Origin of the sequence: Corallococcus interemptor (assembly GCF_003668875.1) — a bacterium.
GTDB lineage: Bacteria > Myxococcota > Myxococcia > Myxococcales > Myxococcaceae > Corallococcus > Corallococcus interemptor.
The window spans coordinates 1-419 of record NZ_RAWM01000390.1 but is presented as its reverse complement, the minus strand read 5'-3'; the positions used below and the strand labels follow the sequence as shown (position 1 = coordinate 419).

Sequence of the window (419 nt, the reverse complement as noted above, 5' to 3'; positions counted from 1 at the left end):
ATATTAGTCCTTCTAATTACGTGTCCGATGAAGATGCTGAGAGCCTAAAACTTCCAGTAGCAGTTTCAGAGATTGAGGAGGTGATCAAAGCTTCCAATCCAAATAAGGCTCCTGGGCCAGATGGTTTTAATGCTCATTTCTTTAAGGTGTTTTGGCCTATAATTGGGAATGATGTCTGTGAAGCCGTTACGGATTTCTTTAAGCTTGGGCAGATGCTAAATCGGTTAAAGGCCGCTTTTATAGTTCTTGTCCCAAAGAGTGAAAATGCCACATCCCCAGAAAAATTTCAGCCTATCTCATTGACAAATGAGCTGTATAAAATTATTAGTCGAATCTTGGTGCATAGATTGAAGCCAGTTATTGGGAACCTTCTGAGTCCGATGCAATCGGCTTTCATTCCTGGGCGGAGTATTGCTGAC

General features: G+C 41.8%; 1 protein-coding gene. It reads left to right on the top strand.

What is annotated here, in order from left to right; genetic code table 11:
• Positions 1–20: 20 nt before the first annotated feature.
• On the top strand, positions 21–419 hold a 399-nt coding region (locus D7X96_RS39800; protein ID WP_208647465.1), incomplete at its 3' end, for an RNA-dependent RNA polymerase family protein.